Consider the following 17609-nt stretch of genomic DNA (forward strand, 5'->3'; position numbering starts at 1 on the left):
GGCTCAGCCTTCCTGGTTGATGACATGCACGAAGGCATCGTACAGGTCGTGGCTGCCGCCCAGCTCGCGCAGCTCGGCCACGCTGCCGTTGAAGGCGCTGCGGCCGCGGTTGATGACGCAGACCCTGTCGCACAGTTTTTCCACCTCGTGCAGGTGATGCGTGGAAAAGATCAGGGGAATGCGCAGCGCCTTGTAGCTGGCGATGAAGTCGAGCAGCACGCGCGCCGACATCACGTCCAGCCCGGTGGTCGGTTCGTCCAGGATCACCACCTGCGGCTCGTGCACCACGGTGCGGGCGATGGCGCACTTCTGCTTCATGCCGGTCGACAAGTCATCGGCGCGCTTGTGGGCGTAGGCGTGCATGTCGAGCTGTTCGAACAGGGCGTCGCAGCGCTGCTTGAGGCGGGCCGGGGCCATGCCGTGCAGGCGCCCGAAATACTCGACATTCTCGCGCGCGCTCAGGCGTCCGTACAGACCGGTGCTGCCGGACAGGAAGCCGACCCGCTGGCGCGCCTTGATCGGATCGGCCACGATATCGATATCGTCGATGAAGGCGCTGCCGGCGTCCGGGCGCAGCGCGGTCGAGAGGATGCGCAGGGTGGTGGTCTTGCCGGCCCCGTTCGGGCCCAGCAGGCCCAGCACTTCGCCGGGCGCGCAGGCAAAACTGACGTCGCGCACCGCATGGAACCAGCCATCGCTCTCGCGCACGTCGCGCTGGCGGGCGCGCCGCTCCTTGTGTACCGTCGCGGCGAAGCGCTTGGCCAGGTGTTTCACCTCGATCATCGGGTTCCTTCTCTCAAAGCGTGAGGGTAGCAGTACAAATTCGGCGCCGCAAGCGCGGCAGCCTGCCAAATCGGGCTGGAAATGTGGATAATGGGGCCATGGACAGTGCCATCAAAGAAAAAGTTCTTGCCGTCGCCAGCAGCGGGCGCAACGCGGCCGAGTGGACCGCGTACTTCCGCGTCACCCTCGGCCTGTACTACCTGGCCGGGCTGATGACCCCCGAAACCATCGATTTCAAGAAGGTCGACCGGGCCTTCAACCAGTTCATCTATCACACCATCGGCAAGGGCCACACCATCACCAGCGTGCTGCAGTTCATGAGCGGGGCGAAAGTGGTGCCGGTGGTATCGTCGCCGCGCTTTGCCGCCGCCTTTGCCGCGCATTGCCCGGACGTGCCGTCCGACACCATTCCCTTCCTGCTGAAGCTGAACCTGGGCGTGGCGAAAAACATTTCCGGCATCGATGCCGGCGGGCCCCTGCTCGACTGGATCGAGGCCCAGGCCGCGCCGGATACCGGCGACCCGCCCGCAGCGGAGGTTCTATAATGGCGTTTTATCGCCACCGGGACAGCGTATGCCAGTTCAACGATCCATCCATCCACTCGACCAGCTGATCGTCAGCATGGACAAGGCCCTGCGCGTGATCGCGGGCGTGGCCTCGGCATCGCGACCGACCCCGGCGGCGCACGCGGACGACGGCCAGCTCGACGAAGCCGAACAGCGCCTCAGCGCCGGCCTGATGCGGGTCAACCACGTGGGCGAGGTCTGTGCGCAAGCCTTGTACAACTCGCAATCGCGCTTTGCCAAGACCGAGGAGATGCGCGCCCAGTTCGCCGAAGCGGGGCGCGAGGAAGAAGACCACCTGGCGTGGACCGCCCAGCGGCTGGCCGAGCTCGGTTCGCGGCCGAGCCTGCTCAATCCCCTGTGGTACGCGGGCGCCTACGCGCTGGGCACGGTGGCGGCGCAACTGGGCGACGCGCGCAGCCTGGGCTTCGTGGTCGAGACCGAGCGCCAGGTGGAGGCGCACCTGGACAGCCATCTGAGCATGCTGCCGGCGCAGGACGCCAAGTCGCGCGCGGTGGTGGACCAGATGCGCATCGACGAGATTGCGCACGGCGCGGCGGCGCAGGCCCTGGGCGCCGTGGCGGTGCCGGCGCCGGTGCAGGCAATGATGAAGGCGATGGCCAAGGTGATGACGACGACCGCGTATTACGTTTGAGGTCGATAGCGAAGGTTCCACGGCGCTGCCGTGAGTGCCGATCGTCGATCCGCCGCCGGCATTCGTCGTCCGCGCGCCAAGGGCCGCCTTGGCGCGCGGAGGTCGCCGGCTTATCCTTCGACGATCTCGAAGGAATGCGTGATCTCGGCCGTCTTGGCCAGCATGATGGACGCCGAGCAATATTTGTCGTGCGACAGGCTCACGGCGCGCTCGACCGCCGCCGGCTTCAGGTTCTTGCCGCTCACGGTGAAGTGAAAATGAATCCTGGTGAATACCTTGGGATCGGTGTCGGCGCGCTCGGCCTTGAGCGTCACGTCGCAGCCGCGCACATCTTCGCGGCCGCGCTTGAGAATGAGCACCACGTCATACGCGGTGCACCCGCCGGTTCCCAGCAACACCATTTCCATCGGCCGCGGCGCCAGGTTGTGGCCGCCGCCTTCGGGCGCGCCATCCATGCTGACCATGTGGCCCGACCCCGTTTGCGCCCGAAAACTCATGCCCGACGGGCCGTTCCAGCTGACACTCACTTCCATTCCATTCTCCGATAATTGTTCCCCGGCCTATTGTAATGGAGGCGCGCCGGACGCGCCCGCCGGCGCTCAGACCGACAGCACGTAGCGCTCGCTCTTCATGCGCCAGCTGGCGAAGGCGACCGCGCCGAGCGCCGGCAGCATCGAACTGAGGAAGGTCAGCACGAAGGGCAGCACGCCCAGTTCCTGGCCCTTGGCCAGTTCGCGCAGCAAGGTCTGGTTCGACAGCATCGGCACCACGTACATCCAGGTGGCCGTCTTCAATTCCAGCATCGACACCGCCAGCCCCGGCAGCATCGGGATCAGGGTCACCAGGCTGAGCACGCTCTGGGCTTCCTTGAACGAGCGCGCATTCATGGCCAGGGCGATATGCAGGCCGGCCGCCAGCAGGGACAGCGGCACGGTGGCGACGCACACCCAGGCCAGCTGGGCCGAGGTGACGCGCCAGCTCATGCCGATTTCCTCCAGCGGCAGCCAGGACAGCACCGCATGCGCCAGCGCCAGCTCCAGGGTGATGCCGATCACCGCCAGCGAGCCGGCCGCCAGCCACTTGCCGCCGATCAGGGACCACGGACTGGCCGGCTGCGCCATCAGCACTTCCAGCGAGCGCCGCTCGCGTTCGCCGGCGGTGCTGTCGACCGCCGCCGACAAACCGCAAATGAAGGCCGGGAAAAACAGGAAACCGAGAATCGCGCCGATCAGCCCGGCCGAGCGCGCCGCCGTGCTGCCGGTGTCGTAGCGCTGCAGGCGGATCGGCGTCATGGTGGCGGGCGAGACCCCGTGCGCCAGCAGGCGCGCGCTGCTGATGCCGGAACTGTAATGCTGCAGCACTTCCTCCACATCGCGCTGGCGCTGGCCGTTGTCGCTGGCCGAGTCGTACCACAGCTCGATTTCGGCCGGGCGCATGGCCTGGTAGTGTTGGCCGAACTTGGGATCGATGCGCAGCAGCCCGACCACCTTGCGCGCGCGCAGCAGTTCGCCGATGGCGTGTTCGTCCATGTCCGCCACCTGCTGCACGGTGATGTTCTTTTGCTTGAACTGCGCCATCAGGTTGGGCGCCTGGGCCGCGCCGATCACGGCCAGTTCCATGCCCTCGCGTTCGGCCTGGGTGGCGCGCTTGATCTGCTGGTTCAGCATGTAACCGAGCATCAGCGGATACATCAGGGTGAACAGGGCCAGCAGGCCGAGCGCGCGCCTGTCGCGCAGGGTTTCCTTGAATTCCTTGAGAAAGACGATGAGGAACGCCGGCTTCATGCGGAGATTCCTTCTTCGCCGACCAGGCTGACGAAGGCGTCTTCCAGGTTGCTGATGCCGGTGCGGCGGCACAGTTCCTGGGGCGAACCCTGGGCCACGGTGTGCCCCTTGGCGATGACGATCACGTCGTCGCACAGGTGCGTCACTTCCTGCATCACGTGGGTGGCCATGATCACGCAGCAGCCTTCGCGGCGCAGGGCGGCGAGGGCGGTGCGCAGGGCGCGCGTGCTCATCACGTCCAGCCCCCGGCTCGGTTCGTCCAGCAGCAGGTGGCGCGGCTTGTGCAGCAGGGTGCGCGCCAGCGCCACCTTGATGCGCTGGCCTTGCGAAAAGCCCTTGCCGCGCCGCTCCAGGATGTCGTGCATGACCAGCAGGTCGGCCACTTCATCGATGCGGCGCTGCACCGCCGGCAGGGTCATGCCGTTCAGTTCGCCGAAATAAGCCAGGTACTCGCGCGTGCTGAGGCGCTCGTACAGGCCGAACTGGTCGGTGAGGAAGCCGATATCCTTGCGCACCGCCATCGGATCGATGGCCGGATCGACGCCGCCGATGCTGATCGTGCCCTGGTCGCGCTTGAGCAGGCCGACCAGCAGGCGCAGCAGGGTGGTCTTGCCGGCGCCGTTCGGCCCCAGCAGCGCCGTGATCTGGCCGTCGGCCGCTGCGAAGCTGACCCCGCCCAGCGCTTGCAGGCTGCCGAATTGTTTACGTACATCGTTTACGACAATCATCGTGGCCTCGGGGCTTAAGGGTGCGGACCGGCGCTGCCGATCTGGAAATTGGCGGCCGGAATCTCTTTCAGGCAGGCGGCGGACACCGGCCTGGCGGGATTGTCGAGAAACTCGCGCAGCAGGCGCGGCGCGCAGCCGAGCGAGGAAATGCCATGCCCGGCATTGGCCACCACCAGGTGCTGGGCCTTGGGAATGTGGCGCGCGGCGGCTTCGGCGCGGCGCGGCGGCGTGACCGGGTCGAGCGCGCCCGACAGCAGCAGGGCCGGCGCCAGGATCGGGGTCGGCGCGCGCCAGGGCACGGCCGGCAGCTTGAGCGACTTGCACTGTTCCATCAACTGGCCGACGCGGCTGCCGCCGAGGAAGGAATTATGGGCGTCCTCGGCCAGCAATTGCGGCGTCAGGCGCGGATAATCCTCGGCGCAGATGACCGCCATGTGCAGCACCAGGGCCACGCCGCCTTCGCCGGCCAGGTCGGCCCCGACGTTGCGGCGCGCCACGAACGGCGCCCAGCGGCCCTGCCAGGCGCTGTGGATCAGAAAGGGCAGGCGCCGTCCGTCCAGGGCCGAATACAGCACGTTGTGCACGGTGCCCAGGAAGCGCTCCTTGGTCATGCTCATCTGGAGGGGCTCGGCGGTGCGCGGATTGGCCAGGTTCAGCGGCACCGGGTGCTCGCCGATCTTGCTCAGCAGGCTGGCGAACTCGGTGCGAAGGGCCGGATAGGCCTGCTGGCAGGCGGGATCGGCCGCGCACTGGCGGAACAGGGTGTCGAGCGCGGCCTGGCCGTCGCGCCCGCCGGCCGGGATGATCTGGTCGGGCGCGGCCACGCCGTCCAGCACCAGGCTGCGCACGGCTGCGGGAAAGGCGCGCGCGTAGGCCTGCGCCAGGCGCGTGCCGTAGGAGGCGCCCCAGACATTGATGGTCTTGTAGCCGAGCGCCAGGCGCACCTGTTCGATGTCGCGCGCGGCGTTGTCGGTGGTGTAGGCCGCCAGCGGCGCGCGGATGCCGGCCAGGCAGCGGCGCACGGCGGCGATCTGCTGCTCGTCGCTGAGATCGTCGGAAAACTCTTTTTCATCGCAGTCGAGCTTGCCGGACAGGCCGGTGCCGCGCTGGTCGATGAGGATGATGTCGCGCGTGGCGCGCACGCGCCGGAACACCGCGTGCAGCACCGGCAGCACGTCGCTGCCGGCCTGGCCGGGGCCGCCCGCCAGCACGAACACCGGATCGTGACGGGCCGACTCGCGGAAGGCCGGCGCCACGGTGATGTGCAGGGGCAGGGTGGGGCCGCTGGCCTGCTGGTAATCGAGCGGGACGGCCAGGGTGCTGCAGCGCAAGCCTTCCTCGGCACCGGGCAGGTGGCAGATGCGCGTGGTCGGGGCAGGGGCGGCAAGGGCCGCCGGCGCCAGGGCCGGCAGCAGGGAGAGGAGTGAAGCGGCAAGGCAGTGTTTCAATTTCACGAGGTCTCCCGACGGTAGGTGCAGTTACATAGTAGGTTGACATTGTTTCCGTGGTCAAGAAAGTTTTTCCCCGTTAATGAAATTGTCCACCGTGGTGCAGTCTAGGGCGGGCCGGATGGCCGATGTTTGCGATTTCTCTAGGGATGGCGCCGATGTCATTTCGCCATCACTGCCACAGCGGCGGAAGGGCTTGACTCGGCCGTGGGGAATGCGCTATAGTTGCCGGCTTTCCGTTTGCTCAGGAAAAGACAATAAGGCAGAGTCCGCAGGCAGCACGAGCGGAACCACCATTTGAGCGATTTAATAAGTTTTATATTTAGGAAGTCAACATGAAAACTTTTTCCGCTAAAGGACATGAAGTCCAGCGCGATTGGTTCGTGGTTGACGCGACGGACTTGGTCCTCGGACGTGTTGCCAGCGAAGTGGCACTCCGGTTGCGCGGCAAACACAAACCAGAATTCACTCCGCACGTCGACACGGGCGATTTCATCGTCGTGATCAACGCAGGTAAACTGCGCGTGACCGGTACCAAAGCAACCGAGAAGACGTACTACCGTCACTCGGGCTACCCAGGCGGTATCTACGAAACCAACTTCAAGAAAATGCAAGAGCGTTTTCCTGGTCGCGCGCTGGAAAAAGCGGTCAAGGGCATGCTGCCTAAGGGCCCGCTTGGCTACGCCATGATCAAGAAGCTCAAAGTGTACGCGGAAGGTTCCCACCCGCACGCTGCCCAGCAACCTAAAGCACTCGTGCTGTTCAAGTAAGGAGCTGACATGATCGGTAACTACAATTACGGCACCGGCCGTCGCAAGAGTGCAGTCGCTCGCGTCTTCATCAAGGTTGGCACTGGCCAAATCATCGTTAACGGCAAACCAGCCGCTGACTACTTCTCGCGCGAAACGGGCCTGATGGTCATCCGTCAACCGCTGGAACTGACCGGCAACGTCGAGCGTTTCGACATCAAGGTCAACGTTCACGGTGGTGGCGAGTCCGGCCAGGCTGGCGCGGTTCGTCACGGCATCACCCGTGCACTGATCGACTACGACGCAGCATTGAAGGGCGACCTGGCACGTGCCGGTTTCGTTACCCGCGATGCACGTGAAGTCGAGCGTAAAAAAGTTGGTCTGCGCAAAGCACGTCGCGCAAAGCAATTCTCGAAGCGTTAATTCGCCTCTTGCGGTGCACTCCGGTGCGCCGCCCTCAAAAAAGCCGCCGACTGCGAAGTCTGGCGGCTTTTTTGTTTTTGCGAGGTTTTGCTTTTTTCAGCGCTGCGCAGTGTTTTGCCTGCGCTGTTAGAATCACCCTCTTTCGGGCATGGCCCCGCTTTTTACCTTTTAAGGACTACATATGATCAAAGTTGGCATCGTCGGCGGTACGGGTTACACGGGCGTGGAATTGCTGCGACTGCTGTCGGTCCACCCTGATGTGGAGCTGACCGCGATTACCTCGCGTAAGGAAGATGGCTTGCCTGTCGCGGACATGTTCCCTTCGCTGCGCGGCAAGGTGGACCTGGCGTTCTCGGCCCCGGACAAGGTCGACCTCAGCAAGTGCGACGTGGTCTTTTTCGCGACCCCGCACGGCGTGGCCATGGCGCAGGCGCCGGAGCTGCTGGCCGCCGGCGTCAAGGTCATCGACCTGGCCGCCGATTTCCGCCTGAAAGACCAGGCCACCTTCGAGCAGTGGTACAAGATCCCGCATACCTGCCCGGAATTGCTGGAAGAGGCCGTCTACGGCTTGCCGGAACTGAACCGCGACGCCGTCAGGAATGCGCGCCTGATCGCCAATCCGGGTTGCTATCCGACCACGATGCAGCTGGGCTTCGTGCCGCTGCTCAAGGCCAAGCTGATCGATGCCAGCGCCCTCATCGCCGATGCCAAGTCGGGCGTGTCCGGCGCCGGCCGCAAGGCCGAAATCGGCACCCTGTTCTCGGAGTCGAGCGATAATTTCAAGGCCTACGGCGTGTCCGGCCATCGCCACACCCCGGAAACCGTGGCCCAGCTGCAGCGTTACACCGGCCTGCCGGTCAAGCTGATCTTCACGCCGCACCTGGTGCCGATGATCCGCGGCATGCATTCGACCCTGTACGCGCGCCTGACCACCGAGATCAGCAACGAAGCGCTGCAGGAATTGTTCGAAACGACCTACAAGGACGCGGCTTTTGTGGATGTCATGCCGTTCGGCTCGCATCCGGAAACCCGCTCGACCCGTGGTTCGAACGTGCTGCGCCTGGCGCTGCATCGTCCGGACAACGGCAACACCCTGGTGATCCTAGTGGTCCAGGATAACCTGGTCAAGGGCGCGTCCGGCCAGGCTGTCCAGTGCATGAACCTGATGTTCGGCCTGGAAGAAACGCTGGGCTTGCAGCAGGTCGCGCTGCTGCCCTAAGGCGTTGCAAGCGCGAGGAAAGCATCGGCCCTCCCCGATGCTTTCCTCGCCCGCATGAATTAATATTTAATTAAGCTTTCTATTTAGCCAAGCAGTCTTTATGATGGGGCGTATCGATCCACCATCGAAAGACTGTCATGCCTTCCGTCCGCTCGCTCCTGTCCGCCCTCGTGCTCGGCGTCTTCGCCGCTCCCGTCTTCGCCGCCACCCCTGCCTATTCGGTCACCATGATCGACACCGGGCAATACGACAAATGGCGCCTGATCGATAACGCCGGCACCCTGTACGGTTCTTCCGGGGGCTATTCCGCCTTCTATGCGGGCGGCAGCAAGACGGTGCTGCATGTCAGCACCAGCCCGTTTCCGACCGGTGGCATCACGGCCATCAGCAAGGCCGGCCACATGGCCAGCTACGAATACTGGACCACGATCGGCGACCTCGTGTTCGCCAGCGGCTACCTGAGCTTCAATGGCGGCACCACGATCCTCGGTGCGCTCGGCCATGGCAGCGCCGCCCTGGACACCTTCACCCATGGGGTCAACCATGCCGGCACGGTGGTGGGCAGTTCGGGCACCGACCTGCGCCTGCCCGGCGGCGATCCGCATTACCCGCGTTATGCCGCGCACGCGTATGTGTACAGCGGCAATAAAATGCGCGATCTGGGCACGCTGGGCGGCACCCAGAGCAGCGCCATGGGCATCAATGCCGCCGGAACCATCGTCGGCGGCGCCGACAATGCCGCGTCGCTACAGCGCGCATTCATCTATGAAAACGGACGCATGGTCGATCTCGGCGCGTTTGCCGGGGGCACCAGCCTGGCAACCGGCATCAATGATGCCGGCCTGATCATCGGCCACTCGGCGCACCGTGCCGGCAGCGAGGAGCGCTCCGCCTTCCTGTACGCCAACGGCGTGATGAGCGACCTGGGCTGGTCGCCGCAGCGCGCTTCCAGCGCCGTCGATATCAACGAGTCCGGCCAGATCATCGCTTACGGCGTCGATGCCGGCGGCCTGCAGCGCGGCTTTCTCTACCAGAACGGCCAGTTGCTGCAGCTCGATACGGCGCTCGACCCGCTCGACAACTGGATCGTCGGCACCACCTACAGCATCAACGATCGCGGCCAGATCCTGGCCGACGCCTGCAGGCTGGGTAGCTGCGGCACTGTGCTGTTGAGCCCGGTTCCCGAGCCGGAAACCTGGGCCATGATGGCAGCCGGCCTGGCCTTGCTCGGTGTCTGCGCGCGCCGCCGCCGCGCGCGCCAAGGAACTGCTTGATTTCCGCTCGAATGGCCGCATTGTAGGTACAGTGGCATGCCGCCGCCCCGGCCCGCGCCGGGGGTGTTGCATTTGACGGCCACCAGAAGTGGTCGCTGAGCGTGACTCGTCCCAACAGTCTATAATGACTGATATCCGTTCCCCAGTAGGAGTTCCAAATGAATGCAGTTGCTGAAATGCCAGAAGTGATGCCGGCCCCGATCGTGTTTACCGATAGCGCCGCGCAAAAGGTTGCACAGCTGATCGAGGAAGAGGGCAATCCCGACCTCAAGTTGCGCGTCTTCGTGCAGGGCGGCGGCTGCTCGGGCTTCCAGTATGGCTTCACCTTCGACGAAATCGTCAACGAAGATGACACCACCATGGTCAAGAACGGCGTGCAACTGCTGATCGATTCGATGAGCTACCAGTACCTGGTCGGCGCCGAAATCGACTACAAGGACGACCTCGAAGGCGCCCAGTTCGTCATCAAGAATCCGACCGCCACCTCGACCTGCGGTTGCGGTTCGTCGTTCTCGGTATAAGGTCGTGAGCGCAGGCAGCCTTCGCGGCCGCCTGCCGGCTCATGCCGGATAGAGGGCGCCCAGGATCCTGGGTCCCTTCGCCCCCGTCACCTGGGGCAGATTGCCCGCTTCGCGCCTTGTGAAGCGGTAGCCCAGCCACGCGAACGCCAGCGCTTCGACGTGATTCGGGGCCACGCCCAGGGCGTCGGTCGTTTCCACTCTGGTCTTTCCGCCCAGCGCTTGCGCCAGCGCGCGCAGCAGCGCGCCGTTGTACGCCCCGCCGCCGCACACATACACCGCCTCGACCTCGCTGGCCTGCTGATGAATGGCGCGCGCGATGCTCGCAGCCGTCAGCGCCGCCAGGGTCGCCTGCACGTCGGCTGCGGGCATGGCCGGCGCCTGCGCCAGCCGCTGCGCCAGCCATTCGCCGTGGAACAGGTCGCGCCCGGTGCTTTTCGGGGCAGCCAGGCGGAAATACGGTTCGTCCAGCAAGATCCCGAGCAGGGTCGGATCGGCCCGCCCGCTGGCGGCCCAGGCGCCGTCGGCATCGTAGGCCTTGCCCTGGTGCAGGCCGATCCAGTGGTCCATCAGCACATTCCCGGGGCCGGTATCGAAACCGCCCACCGTGCCGTCCGCATGCAGCACGCTGATGTTGGCGATGCCGCCGATATTGATCACCACGCGGGTCCGGCCGGCCTGGCCGAAGCAGGCCTGGTGGAAGGCCGGCACCAGCGGCGCGCCCTGGCCGCCGGCGGCGACGTCGCGCGCGCGAAAGTCGGCGATGACGTCGATCCCCGTCAGTTCGGCCAGCAGGGCCGGGTGGTTGATCTGGCGCGTATAGCCGAGCTCGGGCCGGTGGCGCACCGTCTGGCCGTGCGCGGCCAGGGCTTGCACCGGACCGGGCGCGGCCGGCAGCAGGGCGGCCGCGCAGTCGGCGTAGCAGCCGGCCAGGCGGGCGGCGGCCAGCGCTTCGCGGGCGATTTCATTGTCGCCGCTGCTTTGCAGGGCCATCAGCTCGGCGCGCAGGGCGTCGGGGAAGGGCACGAAGGCCGCTTGCACGGTGCGGATGGCGCCGCCGGCAAAATCGGCCAGCACGCCATCGACGCCATCCATGCTGGTGCCCGACATCATGCCGATGTAGAGGGTCGAATGCAGGGGGGAGGCTGTGCTCATGTCGTTTCCAATTCAATCATGACGGACGAAAAAAAGGGCAGGAGCCGGGATCGACGATCCGGGTCCTGCCCTCGGTATGGTACGCGCTGGACTGTCAGCGCGCCATGGTCGAGCCGCTGGTGGGACGCAGCAGGGCGAAGCGGTGCGACATGTCGCCCGCGGCGATCTGGAAGCGTGCGCGTTCGGCCGACGTCATCGGGGCCTGGGCCAGCACCTTGATCGACATCGGATCGACAGCCTGGTTGTTGACGCGGAATTCGTAGTGCAGGTGGGCGCCGGTCGACCAGCCGGTCGAGCCGACATAGCCGATCACGTCACCCTGGCTGACCTTGCTGCCCTTGCGGATGCCTGGCGCGAAGCGGCTCATGTGGGCGTAGGCCGTGGTGTAGTTGGCCCAGTGCTTGATGGTGACAAAGTTGCCGTAGCCGCCCTGTACGCCGGCGAAGTCGATCACGCCGTCGCCGGAAGCGCGGATCGGGGTGCCGTTGGCGGCCGCGAAGTCGACGCCCTTGTGGGCTTTCCAGGCGCCGGAAATCGGATGCGAGCGCATCGAGAAACCGGAGGAAATACGGGAGAATTCGAGTGGGGATTTGAGGAAGGCTTTTTTGAGGGCTTTGCCGTCGAAGGTGTAGTAGCCACCTTGCTTGCTGACCGGGTCTTCGTACCAGACCGACTGGTAGGTCACGCCGCGGTTGACGAATTCGCCTGCCAGGATGCGGCCCGAGCGCACCATTTCGCCGTCTTGCCAGAACGTTTCGTAGACCACGTTGAAGCGGTCGCCGCGTTTCAGGTCGGAACGGAAGTCGATACTGGTGGAGAACATCTCGATGATCTGGGCGACGATCGCGTCGGGCAGCTTGCCGCCGTCGGTGGTGGCGTCGGTCGCCGAGTAGAGGGAGTTGGTGATTTCGCGGGCCCGCATTTCAACCCGGCGTTCCAGCTTGGCCGGTGCTTCCACGGCAGCGAACTTGTCGCCGGTGCGGGTGATCGAAATCTGCTTGACCGGGGTGTCGCGGCCGTCGACGACGGTGGCGCGCAACCATTGCAGTTCGCCGTTCTCGCCCGTCTGCGCCTGGACCCGCTTGCCGGTCTTGAGCTGCATCACGGCTTTGGCGACCTTGTCGGACTTGATGAATTCGACTGCTGCCGCATCGTCCACGCCCAGGCGCGTGAGCAGGGCGGCGAGCGTATCGCCCGGCCGTACCTTCTCTTCGTGCACGAATTGCTGGTCGTCATTCTGCAGCGCCGTGATCTGGTCGGCCAGGTTCGGCAGTTCCAGATTCTGTGCGATCGATTTGACCGGCAGGTCGGACGCATCGGGAGCCAGGGGCGCAACGCCCGCGGCACCGAATGCGCACACTGTCAGGAAGAGGGCGCCAGCGCTGATAATGCGCTGCTTTCGCGTCGTTCCCAGCAGGCCGGTCAAGCGTTTGCCTGTGAATTTGTTTGTAGGGTCCATGCAATCAGTTAAAATTTGCCGCTTGAACATTCGCGTTGAGCACTGAACTATTTCTTGTTATTGTTTTGTTTAGTTTTCATTGGGCAAGATTAATCGGATCGAGCAGTATATCAAACTTTTGAATCTTCCCAACAATTTCGACACTTCGCTACAGATTTATTACAAAGCACCTATGACAACTCCTGCCACTTCCAAGCCTGCCGCCCCTGCGCAAGGTACACCTGTTTTGCCGCTGACGGACTCCGTGCTGGAAGCGTTGGCCATCACCAAGCGCGGCGTCGACGAGCTGCTGATCGAGAGCGAGTTCGCGCAAAAGCTGGCCCGCTCCGAGCAGACCGGCACGCCGCTGCGCATCAAGCTGGGCCTCGACCCGACCGCGCCCGACCTGCACCTGGGCCACACCGTGGTGCTGAACAAGATGCGCCAGCTGCAAGACCTCGGCCATCAAGTCATCTTCCTGATCGGCGACTTTACCTCCATGATCGGCGATCCCTCGGGCCGCAACGTCACGCGTCCGCCGCTGACCCGCGAGCAGATCGAAGAAAACGCGATGACCTACTTCAAGCAGGCCTCGCTGGTGCTCGACCCGTCGCGCACCGAAATCCGCTACAACTCCGAGTGGTGCGACCCGCTCGGCGCGCGCGGCATGATCCAGCTGTCCTCGCGCTATACCGTGGCCCGCATGATGGAGCGCGACGACTTCACCAAGCGCTTCAAGAGTGGGACACCGATATCGATCCACGAGTTCCTCTATCCTTTGATGCAGGGTTACGATTCGGTCGCCTTGAAGGCCGACCTGGAGCTCGGTGGTACCGACCAGAAATTCAACCTGCTGGTCGGGCGCGAGTTGCAGAAGGATTACGGCCAGGAACAGCAGTGCATCCTGACCATGCCGCTGCTCGAAGGGCTCGACGGCGTGGACAAGATGTCCAAGTCGAAAAACAACTATATCGGCATCACCGAACCGGCCAACACCATGTTCGCCAAGCTGATGAGCATTTCGGACGTGATGATGTGGCGTTATTTCGAGCTGCTGTCCTTCCGTTCGATCGCCGATATCGCCGCCCTCAAGGCCGAGATCGACGGCGGGCGCAATCCGCGCGATGCAAAAGTAGCTCTTGGGCAAGAAATCGTGACGCGTTTCCACTCGGCACAGGCGGCCGACGATGCGCTGGCCGACTTCGTCAACCGTTCCGCCGGCGGCATTCCCGACGATGCGCCTGAAATGACCGTCGATGGCGCGCCGATGGGCATCGCCCACCTGCTCAAGAAGACGGGCCTGTGCGCGTCGACCGGCGAGGCGATGCGCATGGTCGAGCAGGGCGGCGTGCGCATCGACAGCAATGTCGTCAGCGACAAGGCGCTCAAGATCGAGGCCGGCACGTTTGTCCTGCAGGTCGGCAAGCGCAAATTCCTGCGCGTGACCTTCAGCGCATGATCGCCCTGCTGCAAAGGGTCAGCCACGCCAGCGTGGCGGTCGACGGCGCCACCATCGGCGCCATCGACGCCGGCTTGCTGGTATTGTTGTGCGCCGAAAAGGGCGACAGCGAGAAGGAGGGCGATGCCCTGCTGGCCAAATTGCTGGGCTATCGCGTTTTCAGCGACGAGGCCGGCAAGATGAACCGCAGCGTGACCGACATCCACGGCGGCCTGTTGCTGGTGCCCCAGTTCACCCTGGCGGCCGACACCAAATCGGGCACGCGGCCCTCGTTCACCCCGGCTGCCAGCCCGGAAGATGGCTTGCGCCTGTTCGACCATGTGGTGCGCCAGGCCCGTGCGCGCCACCCCGTGGTCGAGACCGGCCAGTTCGGCGCCGACATGAAAGTGTCGCTGACGAATGACGGTCCGGTCACTTTCTGGCTGCAAGTGAACCCGAAATGAAACTAAGCAGGCCGTTTGTGGTCAATATCATCAGTACAGGAGCTTGCGATGAGACTCTGGAGTGATTCCTTTACCGATGGCGGCCTGATTCCCGCCGAATGCGCCTTTGCCGCGATCGATCCGGACACGCACACCCGCTTGTCCAGCAACCGCAACCCGCACCTGGCCTGGGACGACGTGCCGACCGGCACCCAGTCGCTGATCCTGTTTTGTTACGATATCGACGCGCCCACGGTCGGCGACAACGTCAATAAAGAGGGCGCCGTGGTGGCGGAAGCCTTGCCGCGCGCCGATTTCTATCACTGGACCCTGGTCGATATTCCGGTCGCCATGCGTTCGCTTGCCGAAGGCAAGTTCTCGGAACTGGTCACGCCGCACGGCAAGCCGGGTCCGCTGGTCCCGTTCACCATCAAAAATGGCACCGAACATCAATTGCGCCAGGGTGTAAACGATTACACCAGCTGGTTCCTGGGCGATCCGGACATGGCGGGCGAGTATTACGGCTACGATGGCCCATGTCCGCCGTGGAACGACCTGCGCGTGCACACCTATCTGTTCTGCATCTACGCGCTCGACATTCCGCGCCTGGCGCTCGAAGGCCGCTTCACCGGCCCCGAGGCGCGCCTGGCCATTCGCGGGCACATCCTCGACGAAGCGCAGATGGTCGGCGTGTACTCGCTCAATCCCGCGCTGGCTGCCACCCTGGTCCCTTAACCTCATTAAAGCATCCTTTCCGGTCCGGGCACGGCGTGTCCGGCGTGCCCATGTCCCCGACCAATATCATCCTCATCCGCCACGGCGAAACTGCCTGGAACGCCGAACGCCGCCTCCAGGGCCATATCGACATCGCCCTCAACGCCGAAGGCTTGCGCCAGGCTGCGGCGACGGCCGACGCCCTGGCGGGCGAGCGGATCGACGTCATCGTCTCGAGCGACTTGCAGCGTGCCGCCCACACGGCCGACGCCGTGGCCAGGACGCGCTCCGTGCCGCCGCTGCACGCTACAGTCCAGCGCGACCCCTTGCTGCGCGAACGCTGCTTCGGCGGCTTCGAAGGCTTGCTGTACGCCGAGATCGAACAGCGTTTCCCGGCCGAGTTCGCAGCCTGGCAGGCGCGCGAAATCGATGCGCCGATGCCGTCCGGGGCCCGGGCGGCCGAAACGTTCCGCCAGTTTTACCAGCGCGTGGTGCCGGCCATCATCGCCTGGGGCCAGGCCCATCCCGGCCGCACCCTGGCCCTGGTGGCCCACGGCGGCGTGCTCGAATGCGCCTACCGCGCCGCGCTCGGCCTGTCGCTGGAAACACCGCGCGACTTTCCTGTGCTTAACGCCAGCATCAACCGCTTCCGCCTGGATGACGGCAAGCTGGGCCTGGTCAGCTGGGGCGAAGTCGGCCACCTGCATCCGAAGGTGCTCGACGAGCTCAGTTAAGGCTTGTCAAGCGTGCCCGATCCGTTTTTTGTGGCGGCGCCGTGCTGTCAAATGAAAAATAGTGCTTATTAATTGAGCAGCACTTCGGGTAAAATAGAGGGTTCCCGCAAACTCAGAGCGTCCCATCCGTGCAAATTGGTCCTTACTTGCTGCGCAATAATGTTTTCGTTGCTCCCATGGCGGGCGTGACGGATCGTCCTTTCCGACAACTGTGCAAGCAGCTGGGCGCCGGCTATGCGGTCTCCGAAATGGCAGCCTCGAATCCGCGCCTGTGGGCCACCGAAAAGAGTTCGCGCCGCACCGACCACGACGGCGAAATGGAGCCGAAGGCGGTCCAGATCGCCGGCGCCGACCCGCAGGACCTGGCCGACTGCGCCAAGTTCAACGTCGACCGCGGCGCCCAGATCATCGATATCAATATGGGTTGCCCGGTCAAGAAGGTGTGCAACAGCTGGTGCGGCTCGGCCCTGCTGCAGCACGAAGACCTGGTCGAACAGATCCTGCACGCGGTGGTGCGCGCGGTGGACGTGCCGGTCACCCTGAAATTCCGTACCGGCTGGAACCGCGAGAACAAGAACGCCCTGCGCATCGCCCGCATCGCCGAACAGGCCGGCATCCGGATGCTGACCCTGCACGGCCGCACCCGGGCCGACGGCTATACCGGCGACGCCGAGTACGAGACCATTGCCGCCGTCAAGGCCTCGGTCGCCATTCCGGTGGTCGCCAACGGCGACATCACCACCCCCGAAAAAGCCAGGCATGTGCTGGCCGTCACCGGGGCGGACGCGGTCATGATCGGGCGCGCGGCCCAGGGCCGGCCGTGGATCTGCCGCGAGGTCGACCATTACCTGCGCACCGGCCTGCACCTGCCGGCGCCGGCCGTGGAAGAAGTGCGCGCGCTGATGAACGAACACTTGCAGGCGCACTACGCCTTCTACGGCGAATTTTTGGGCGTGCGCACGGCGCGCAAGCACATCGGCTGGTATGTACGCGACCTGATCGGCGGCGAAAAATTCCGCCAGCAAATGAACCTGCTCGAATCGACGGAGGCGCAGTTGCGCGCGGTCGATGCGTTTTTTGAAACGCAACATATTCATGGCGAACGGTTACAATACCGGCCCGCGGGCGTTGCTCAAGTAGCATTGGCAGCCTGACACGGCACAGCTAGCAAGAAGAACTACCGGAACGACCGCTGCCTGCAGAGCCGCGGCGAAACATTTAATCCGCAGAAAAGCACCAACATCATATGAGCAAAGAAAGTATCCAGGAAGTTGTCCAGAAAAGTCTTGAGGAATATTTCAACGACCTGGGCGAGCAACAGGCATCGAACATCTACGACATGGTGGTCCTCACCGTCGAAAAGCCGATCCTCGAAGTCGTCATGACGCGAGCGGAAGGCAACCAGTCGCACGCGGCCCAGATGCTGGGCATCAACCGTAATACCTTGCGGAAGAAATTGCAGGAACACGGACTGCTGTAATCCGTCTTATTAGCACACACTGAGTGGCCGTGCTATCGAGCGCGAGCCCATCGCGCCCGAGGG

Annotated in this window: 20 protein-coding genes; 13 read left to right on the top strand and 7 right to left on the bottom strand. The window is 64.3% G+C overall.

Features of this window, described 5'->3' with window-relative positions:
• Positions 1–3 precede the first annotated feature (3 nt).
• The gene (locus EJB06_RS12490) at positions 4–783 is read right to left on the bottom strand and encodes an ABC transporter ATP-binding protein (RefSeq protein WP_126074366.1); all 780 of its coding nucleotides are present in this window, start codon (positions 781–783) and stop codon (positions 4–6) included.
• 98 nt (positions 784–881) lie between these two features.
• Here EJB06_RS12490 and EJB06_RS12495 point away from each other — a divergent pair, with 98 nt between their 5' ends.
• Both EJB06_RS12495 and coq7 read left to right on the top strand, forming a co-directional pair.
• Positions 882–1328, top strand: a complete 447-nt coding sequence (locus EJB06_RS12495) for a hypothetical protein (RefSeq protein ID WP_126074367.1) — start codon at positions 882–884, stop codon at positions 1326–1328.
• A gap of 28 nt (positions 1329–1356) precedes the next feature.
• Positions 1357–2001, top strand: coding sequence for a 2-polyprenyl-3-methyl-6-methoxy-1,4-benzoquinone monooxygenase (coq7, locus tag EJB06_RS12500; RefSeq protein WP_126074368.1), 645 nt, complete (start codon positions 1357–1359; stop codon positions 1999–2001).
• Positions 2002–2111: 110 nt separating this feature from the next.
• Here coq7 and EJB06_RS12505 read toward each other — a convergent pair whose 3' ends face one another.
• The 4 genes from EJB06_RS12505 to EJB06_RS12520 all read right to left on the bottom strand — a co-directional run bounded on the left by EJB06_RS12505 (position 2112) and on the right by EJB06_RS12520 (position 5967).
• A complete protein-coding gene (locus EJB06_RS12505; protein WP_126074369.1) occupies positions 2112–2534 on the bottom strand; it encodes an OsmC family protein in 423 nt (140 codons plus the stop codon).
• Between the two features lie 66 nt (positions 2535–2600).
• On the bottom strand, positions 2601–3785 hold the full coding sequence (locus tag EJB06_RS12510) for an ABC transporter permease (RefSeq protein WP_126074370.1): 1185 nt from the start codon (positions 3783–3785) through the stop codon (positions 2601–2603).
• The gene (locus EJB06_RS12515) at positions 3782–4513 is read right to left on the bottom strand and encodes an ABC transporter ATP-binding protein (protein ID WP_126074371.1); all 732 of its coding nucleotides are present in this window, start codon (positions 4511–4513) and stop codon (positions 3782–3784) included. Before EJB06_RS12515 ends, EJB06_RS12510 begins: the two co-directional genes overlap by 4 nt.
• A 14-nt stretch (positions 4514–4527) precedes the next feature.
• Positions 4528–5967 carry an alpha/beta hydrolase gene (locus EJB06_RS12520; protein WP_229427051.1) on the bottom strand — a complete coding sequence of 480 codons (1440 nt, stop codon included), beginning with the start codon at positions 5965–5967 and terminating at the stop codon, positions 4528–4530.
• Between the two features lie 329 nt (positions 5968–6296).
• On the opposite strand from EJB06_RS12520, the gene rplM reads away from it, so the two are divergent.
• The 5 genes from rplM to erpA all read left to right on the top strand — a co-directional run bounded on the left by rplM (position 6297) and on the right by erpA (position 10147).
• Positions 6297–6731, top strand: coding sequence for a 50S ribosomal protein L13 (gene rplM / locus EJB06_RS12525; protein WP_126074372.1), 435 nt, complete (start codon positions 6297–6299; stop codon positions 6729–6731).
• A 9-nt stretch (positions 6732–6740) separates the two neighbouring features.
• Positions 6741–7133, top strand: a complete 393-nt coding sequence (rpsI, locus tag EJB06_RS12530; protein WP_018058049.1) for a 30S ribosomal protein S9 — start codon at positions 6741–6743, stop codon at positions 7131–7133.
• A gap of 181 nt (positions 7134–7314) precedes the next feature.
• Positions 7315–8352, top strand: coding sequence for an N-acetyl-gamma-glutamyl-phosphate reductase (gene argC, locus EJB06_RS12535; RefSeq protein ID WP_126074373.1), 1038 nt, complete (start codon positions 7315–7317; stop codon positions 8350–8352).
• A 137-nt stretch (positions 8353–8489) separates the two neighbouring features.
• Positions 8490–9626 (top strand): PEP-CTERM sorting domain-containing protein, encoded by a 1137-nt coding sequence (locus EJB06_RS12540; protein ID WP_126074374.1) that lies wholly within the window; start codon positions 8490–8492, stop codon positions 9624–9626.
• 158 nt (positions 9627–9784) lie between these two features.
• Positions 9785–10147 carry an iron-sulfur cluster insertion protein ErpA gene (erpA, locus tag EJB06_RS12545; protein ID WP_054266294.1) on the top strand — a complete coding sequence of 121 codons (363 nt, stop codon included), beginning with the start codon at positions 9785–9787 and terminating at the stop codon, positions 10145–10147.
• Between the two features lie 39 nt (positions 10148–10186).
• Here erpA and EJB06_RS12550 read toward each other — a convergent pair whose 3' ends face one another.
• Together EJB06_RS12550 and EJB06_RS12555 are read right to left on the bottom strand one after the other, a co-directional pair.
• Entirely contained in the window at positions 10187–11299 is a 1113-nt protein-coding gene (locus tag EJB06_RS12550; RefSeq protein WP_126074375.1) for an anhydro-N-acetylmuramic acid kinase, read from the bottom strand.
• Between the two features lie 94 nt (positions 11300–11393).
• Positions 11394–12758, bottom strand: a complete 1365-nt coding sequence (locus EJB06_RS12555) for a M23 family metallopeptidase (RefSeq protein WP_126074376.1) — start codon at positions 12756–12758, stop codon at positions 11394–11396.
• 172 nt (positions 12759–12930) lie between these two features.
• On the opposite strand from EJB06_RS12555, the gene tyrS reads away from it, so the two are divergent.
• The 6 genes from tyrS to EJB06_RS12585 all read left to right on the top strand — a co-directional run bounded on the left by tyrS (position 12931) and on the right by EJB06_RS12585 (position 17546).
• Positions 12931–14196 (top strand): tyrosine--tRNA ligase, encoded by a 1266-nt coding sequence (tyrS, locus tag EJB06_RS12560; protein WP_126074377.1) that lies wholly within the window; start codon positions 12931–12933, stop codon positions 14194–14196.
• Entirely contained in the window at positions 14193–14639 is a 447-nt protein-coding gene (dtd, locus tag EJB06_RS12565) for a D-aminoacyl-tRNA deacylase (RefSeq protein WP_126074378.1), read from the top strand. The genes tyrS and dtd overlap by 4 nt, the downstream gene beginning before the upstream one ends.
• Before the next feature lie 48 nt (positions 14640–14687).
• Positions 14688–15353, top strand: a complete 666-nt coding sequence (locus EJB06_RS12570; RefSeq protein ID WP_126074379.1) for a YbhB/YbcL family Raf kinase inhibitor-like protein — start codon at positions 14688–14690, stop codon at positions 15351–15353.
• A 50-nt stretch (positions 15354–15403) separates the two neighbouring features.
• Positions 15404–16066 (top strand): histidine phosphatase family protein, encoded by a 663-nt coding sequence (locus EJB06_RS12575; RefSeq protein WP_126074380.1) that lies wholly within the window; start codon positions 15404–15406, stop codon positions 16064–16066.
• A 128-nt stretch (positions 16067–16194) separates the two neighbouring features.
• A complete protein-coding gene (gene dusB, locus EJB06_RS12580) occupies positions 16195–17220 on the top strand; it encodes a tRNA dihydrouridine synthase DusB (protein ID WP_126074381.1) in 1026 nt (341 codons plus the stop codon).
• 92 nt (positions 17221–17312) lie between these two features.
• A complete protein-coding gene (locus EJB06_RS12585; RefSeq protein WP_054266301.1) occupies positions 17313–17546 on the top strand; it encodes a helix-turn-helix domain-containing protein in 234 nt (77 codons plus the stop codon).
• Positions 17547–17609: the final 63 nt, after the last annotated feature.

The sequence above is a fragment of the Massilia atriviolacea genome (assembly GCF_003953935.1).
GTDB lineage: Bacteria > Pseudomonadota > Gammaproteobacteria > Burkholderiales > Burkholderiaceae_D > Telluria_A > Telluria_A atriviolacea.